The sequence below is a fragment of the Spirillospora sp. NPDC046719 genome, assembly GCF_040645715.1.
GTDB lineage: Bacteria > Actinomycetota > Actinomycetes > Streptosporangiales > Streptosporangiaceae > Spirillospora.
Window position 1 is genome coordinate 1 of sequence record NZ_JBEYYT010000490.1, and the last position, 6,372, is coordinate 6,372.

Sequence of the window (6,372 nt, forward strand, 5' to 3'; positions counted from 1 at the left end):
GCCGGCGGCGCGCGCGACGGCTGGAGCGCTCCATGCGCCGTGCGCTCGCCTCCAGCAGGACGAAGGCCGCCGTGTTCAACCGGATCCTGACCCGGCTGCCGGTCCGCAGGGGCCTGGCGGTGTTCGAGAGCCATCTCGGGCTGCACTACTCCGACAACCCGAAGTACATCTACCGGGAGCTGCGCCGCTCGGGCCGCCCGGTCGAGGCCGTGTGGTCGTACGCGAGGTCCGCGAAGGGCTTCCCGCCCGACGCGCGGCTGGTGCGGCGGGACTCCTGGCGCTACCACCTCGCGCTCGCCCGGGCGGAGTTCTGGATCGACAACCAGGGGTATCCGGACCGCCTGCGCAAGCGCCCCGAGACCACCTACATCCAGACCTGGCACGGGTCGGCGTACAAGCTGATGGGGCTCGACCAGCCGCGGATGAAGAGCGGGCCCGCGTCCGACCGCGCCCGACTCGCGCGGAGCGTGGACCGCTTCGACTGCTTCCTCGTCCGCTCCCGCCACGACGTGGACACCCTGGTCAAGGGGCTCGGCGTCCGGGCGGAACCGCTGCCGGCCGGGTACCCGCGCAACGACCCGCTCGTCAACGGCCTCGACGGGGACGCCGAGCTGGCCGCCGAGGTCGCCGCGCTGCGCCGCTCGCTCGGCCTGGACGACGGGCGCCGCGCCGTGCTCTACGCGCCGACCTTCAGGCCGGGACCGACGGGGAAGCCGGCCGGGCCGATGGAGCCGCCCGTGGACCCGGTGCGGTTCGCCCGCGAGCTCGGGGACGAGATCGTGCTGCTCGTCCGCCCGCACTACCTGTGCCGGGCGAACCTGCCGCCGTCGGCGTCGAGCGCCATGCGGGACGTCGGGGGAGTGGCGGACGCGACGCTGCTGCTCCTGCTCGCCGACGCGCTGGTCACCGACCACTCCTCGATCATGTTCGACTACGCGCTGCTGGACCGGCCGATCGTGCTGCACCTGCCGGAGGACGGCGAGCACGCCACCGGCTACTTCGACCTGGAGGAGCACGCGCCCGGCCCGGTCACCCGGACCGAGGACGAGCTGATCGCCGCACTCGCGGACCTGGACGCCGCCGGGTCCGCGCACGCGGCGGCGCGCCGCGCGTTCGCCGAGCGGTTCGGCGAGCACGACCGCGGGACCGCCGCGCGCACCGTCGTGGACCGTTACTTCGGAGAGAGGAGCGCCCATGGTTCCCACCGGAACCGCTGAGCACGCACCACGCGACGTCTTCATCGTCTGCAACAACGTCGACGAGATGGGGGGCTTGCAGCGCTGGGCGCACCACATGGCGCGGATGCTGGCCGAGCGCGGCGACCGCGTCACCCTCGTCGGGATCGTCCGGGGGCCGGACGGGCACCACCACGACCACGACGGCCTCTACAGGGTGGAGGTCCTGCACGACACGTGGCGCCCGCCGGTGCTGGAGTGGCGGCCGGACCGGCTGCGGGACCGGGTGAACGCGGCGGCGCGCGGGCGGGACGTGTGGCGGTCCACCGTGCAGCGGCGCGGCGCCGCCCGCCTGACGCGGATGTTCGCCGCGGCCCGTCCGGGCGCCGTCGTGATCGTGCCGCAGGTCTGGGCGATGGAGTGGGTCCGGCGGGCCGGCACCTCGGGGCTGCGGGTGATCGGGATGAGCCACGAGTCGTACAAGGCGAGCCGCAAGTCGACCCGGTACCAGCGGGTGAAGCGGCACTTCGCGCACGTCGACCGGTTCCTCACGCTGACCCCGGAGGACGCGGACGCGTGGGCGAGGGACGGCATGACGAACGCCGACCACATCCCGAACGCCCTGCACGTCACCCCGACCGTCTACCCGACGCTCAACCTGCCGGCGGTCGCCTGCGTGGGGCGGCTGTCCTACGAGAAGGGCGTCGACCTGCTGCTGGAGGCGTGGGAGCGGGTGAATCCGCGCCATCCGGAGTGGCGGCTGCACATCTATGGCACCGGCCCGGACGGGGACGCGCTGCGCGAGCAGGCGGCCGCCGCCGGGCTGGCCGGGTCGGTCGAGTTCCGGGGCGTCGTCGCCGACGTCGAGGAGGCGATGGTCGAGGCGTCGGTGTTCGCGCTGCCGTCGCGCGCCGAGGGGGTGCCGATGTCGGTGATGGAGGCGATGGCGTACGGGCTGCCGACCGTGGCGTTCGACTGCGCGCCGGGCGTCCGGATGCTGCTCGGCGAGCGGGGCGGGGAGACGGGCGGGCTGCTCGTGCGGCCGGGGGACACGGCCGCGTTCGCCGAGGCGCTGGAGCGGCTGATCGAGGACCCGGAGCTGTGCTGCGAGCTCGGCGCGGAGGCCCGCGCGTCGGTGCAGCGCTTCCGTCCCGAGACGGTGCTGGCCCGCTGGGACCGGCTGTTCGACCTGCTGCACCGCGACCTGCCGGCGCCACGGGAGCGCGCCGCGGAGGAGCGCTCCGCGGTGCCGGCGCCGGGGCTCGGTCGGCCCGCCGTGCAGGCGGGCGAGGTGGAACCGGCCCTGGAGGCCGATTCTTTCTAACAACTGTTTGGTAGAGTTCCGGGCGTGAACCAGAACGAGTCCCCTGCGGACCGGGCGTTCCGCGCCGAGGTCCGCGGCTGGCTGGAGGCCAACCTGTCGGGCGAGTTCGCGCACGCGCGCGGCCTCGGCGGGCCCGGCCGCGAGCACGAGGCGTTCGAGGAGCGGCTGGCCTGGGAGCGCCACATGGCCGCCGCGGGCTGGACGTGCGTGGGCTGGCCCGAGGAGCACGGCGGCCGCGGCGCGACCGTCCGGCAGCAAGTGATCTTCAACGAGGAGTACGCGCTCGCCGACGCCCCGGCCCGCGTCGGGCACATCGGCGAGAACCTGCTCGGCCCCACGATCATCGCGTTCGGCACCGACGAGCAGAAGGCCCGGTTCCTGCCCCCGATCGTCGCCGTCGAGGAGCTGTGGTGCCAGGGCTACTCCGAGCCCAACGCCGGCTCCGACCTCGCCAACGTGCAGACCCGCGCCGCCCTCGACGGCGACCACTGGACGGTCGACGGGCAGAAGGTCTGGACGTCCAACGCCCTCGAATCGGACTGGTGCTTCGTCGTCTGCCGCACCGAGCCCGGCTCGTCCCGCCACCACGGCCTGTCCTACCTGCTCGTCCCGATGAGGCAGGACGGCGTCGACATCCGGCCGATCGTCCAGCTCACCGGCACCTCGGAGTTCAACGAGGTCTTCTTCGACGGCGCCCGCACCGACGCCGGCAACATCGTCGGCGCGCCCGGCGAGGGCTGGAAGATCGCGATGGCCACGCTCGGCTTCGAGCGCGGCGTCGCCACCCTCGGCCAGCAGGTCGGATTCCGCCGCGAGTTCGAGGGCGTCCTCGACCTCGCCCGCCGCACCGGCGCCATCGACGACCCGCTCCTGCGCGACCGGCTCACCCGCGCCTACATGGGCCTGGAGGTCATGCGGCTGAACGCCGTCCGCACGATGGCGGGCGTCGCGTCCGGCGCCCCGGGGCCCGAGTCGTCGATCTCCAAGCTCGTCTGGGGCACCTGGCACCGCGAACTCGGCGAGCTCGCCATGGACGTCCTCGGCGCCGCCGGAATGGTCGCCGACGGCGAACCGTACGACCTCAACGACTGGCAGCGGCTGTTCCTGTTCTCCCGCTCCGACACGATCTACGCCGGGTCGAACGAGATCCAGCGCAACATCATCGCCGAGCGCGTGCTCGGTCTCCCCAGAGAGGCTCGCGGATGACGCCGCCCCCCTACGTCCCCGGGCACGGCCTGCTGAAGGACCGCGCCGTCGTGATCACCGCCGCGGCCGGCGCCGGGATCGGCGGCGCCACCGCCCGCCGCTGCCTGGAGGAGGGCGCCCGCGTCCTGATCTCCGACGCGCACGAGCGGCGGCTCGCCGCGTCCGCGCAGGAGCTGGAGAAGGAGTTCGGCGCCGACCGCGTCGCCGCCCTGCCCTGCGACGTCACCGACGAGGAGCAGGTCCGGGCCCTCTACGCGCTGGGCGTCGAGCGGTTCGGCCGGATCGACGCCGCGGTCAACAACGCCGGCCTCGGCGGCACCGCCGAGCTGGTCGACATGACCGACGACCAGTGGGGCCGCGTCCTCGACATCACCCTGAACGGGACGATGCGCTGCACCCGCGCCGCGCTGCGCATCATGCGCGACCAGGGCGCCGGCGTCATCGTCAACAACGCGTCGGTGATCGGCTGGCGCGCGCAGAAGGGCCAGTCCCACTACGCCGCCGCCAAGGCCGGCGTGATGGCCCTCACCCGCTGCTCCGCGCTGGAGGCCGCCGAGTTCGGCGTGCGGATCAACGCCGTCTCCCCGTCCCTCGCCATGCACCCCCACCTGGTCAAGGTGACGTCGGAGGACCTGCTGGACGAGCTGACGCGGCGCGAGGCGTTCGGCCGCTACGCCGAGCCCTGGGAGGTGGCCAACGTTATCGTCTTCCTGGCCAGCGACTACTCCTCGTACATGACCGGGGAGGTCGTCTCGGTCTCTTCACAACATCCGTAGGGTCTCCTCTCAGCACGCTTAGGAACCGACCATGAGTCCACGACGGCGCGACGCCGAGGGCACCGCCGCCGCGCGCGCGGAACGGCGGGCCGAGCTGCTCGCCACCGCCGCCGAGGTGTTCGCCTCGCAGGGGTACTCCGCCACCACCGTCCGGAAGGTGGCCGACGCCGCGGGCATCCTCGGCGGCAGCCTCTACTACCACTTCGACTCCAAGGAGGCGATGGCCGACGAGATCCTGTCGACCTTCCTGGACGAGATGTGGGCGGCCTACGAGCGCGTCCTCGCCGCCGGCCTCAGCGCCCGCGACACCATGGAGGGCGTCATCGTCGAGTCGTTCCGCTCGATCGACCGGCACCGGCCCGCCGTCGTCCTCTACCAGAACGAGTCCAAGCACCTCGCGACCAGCGAACGCTTCCACTACCTGCTCGAGTCGCAGCGCCGCTTCGAGACGATGTGGATGTCCCTGCTGGACCGGGGCGTCGAGGAGGGCGCCTTCCGCGCCGACCTCGACCGGACGCTGATCTACCGCTTCATCCGCGACACCGTCTGGGTCGCGGCCAACTGGTACCAGCACGGCGGGCGGCTGTCCGCCGACGACATCGCCAAGCAGTACCTCGCCATGGTCCTCGAAGGCATCCAGGCGAGCTAGCCCCGAAGGAGACACCCCCCATGGCCGAGGCCTACATCGTCGAAGCGGTCCGCGCCCCCGTCGGCCGCAAGAAGGGCGGGCTCGCCGGCGTCCACCCCGCCGACCTCGGCGCCCACGTGCTGAAGGCGCTGATGGACCGCGCGAAGGTCGACCCCGCCGCCGTCGAGGACGTGGTGTTCGGCAACGTCGACAGCGTCGGCCCGCAGGCCGGCGACATCGCCCGCACCTGCTGGCTCGCCGCCGGGTTGCCCGAGGAGGTCCCCGGCGTCACCGTCGACCGGCAGTGCGGCTCCTCCCAGCAGGCCGTGCACTTCGCCGCGCAGGCCGTCCTGGCCGGGACGTCCGACCTCGTCGTCGCGGGCGGCGTGCAGAACATGTCGCAGATCCCGATCTCGTTCGCGATGACCGCCGCCGAGCCCCTCGGCTTCACGCAGGGCCCGTTCGCCGGCTCCAAGGGCTGGACCGCGCGGTACGGCGACGCCGAGGTGTCGCAGTTCAACGGCGCCGAGATGATCGCCCGCGACTGGGACATCTCCCGCGAGGAGATGGAGGCGTTCGCCTACGAGTCCCACCAGCGCGCCATCCGCGCGACCGACGAGGGCCGCTTCGAACGGGAGATCGTCCCGCTGGAGGGCGTCACCGCCGACGAGGGCCCGCGCCGCGACACCACCCGGGAGAAGATGGCCGGGCTGAAGACCCTCGTCGAGGGCGGCCGGCTCACCGCCGCGCTCGCCTCCCAGATCTCCGACGGCTCCGCCGCGCTGCTCATCGCGTCCGAGCAGGCCGTCAAGGACCACGGCCTCACCCCGCGCGCCCGCATCCACCACATCTCGGCGCGCGGCGAGGACCCGATCCGGATGCTCTCCGCGCCGATCCCCGCCACCGCGCACGCGCTGAAGAAGACCGGCATGACGATCGGCGACTTCGACGCCGTCGAGATCAACGAGGCGTTCGCGCCGGTCGTGCTCGCCTGGCTGAAGGAGACCGGCGCCGACCCGGCGAAGGTCAACCCGAACGGCGGCGCCATCGCCCTCGGCCACCCGCTCGGCGCCACCGGCGCCCGGCTGATGACCACGCTGCTGCACGAGCTGGAGCGCACCGGCGGCCGCTACGGCCTGCAGACGATGTGCGAGGGCGGCGGCCAGGCCAACGTCACCATCCTCGAAAGGCTGTAGTTCCCAGGGGGCGACCCCCTGGAACCCCCGTCACGGTCGTGAGGCTGTTTCCCCGCTCCGCTGGCGC

6 protein-coding genes are annotated in these 6,372 nt (G+C 73.1%); all 6 read left to right on the top strand.

The window, feature by feature from the left end:
• On the top strand, positions 1-1,217 hold a 1,217-nt coding region (locus ABZ914_RS43925; protein ID WP_500200669.1), incomplete at its 5' end, for a CDP-glycerol glycerophosphotransferase family protein.
• Entirely contained in the window at positions 1,195-2,499 is a 1,305-nt protein-coding gene (locus ABZ914_RS43930; RefSeq protein WP_500200670.1) for a glycosyltransferase, read from the top strand. The genes ABZ914_RS43925 and ABZ914_RS43930, both read left to right, overlap by 23 nt.
• Before the next feature lie 24 nt (positions 2,500-2,523).
• On the top strand, positions 2,524-3,705 hold the full coding sequence (locus ABZ914_RS43935; RefSeq protein ID WP_500200671.1) for an acyl-CoA dehydrogenase family protein: 1,182 nt from the start codon (positions 2,524-2,526) through the stop codon (positions 3,703-3,705).
• Positions 3,702-4,481, top strand: a complete 780-nt coding sequence (locus ABZ914_RS43940; RefSeq protein WP_500200672.1) for an SDR family oxidoreductase — start codon at positions 3,702-3,704, stop codon at positions 4,479-4,481. The genes ABZ914_RS43935 and ABZ914_RS43940 overlap by 4 nt, the downstream gene beginning before the upstream one ends.
• A gap of 31 nt (positions 4,482-4,512) precedes the next feature.
• Entirely contained in the window at positions 4,513-5,130 is a 618-nt protein-coding gene (locus ABZ914_RS43945) for a TetR/AcrR family transcriptional regulator (RefSeq protein ID WP_190858525.1), read from the top strand.
• Positions 5,131-5,150: 20 nt separating this feature from the next.
• Complete coding sequence (locus ABZ914_RS43950) at positions 5,151-6,305, top strand: acetyl-CoA C-acetyltransferase (protein WP_190858523.1); 1,155 nt, start codon at positions 5,151-5,153, stop codon at positions 6,303-6,305.
• The last annotated feature ends 67 nt before the right edge of the window (positions 6,306-6,372 follow it).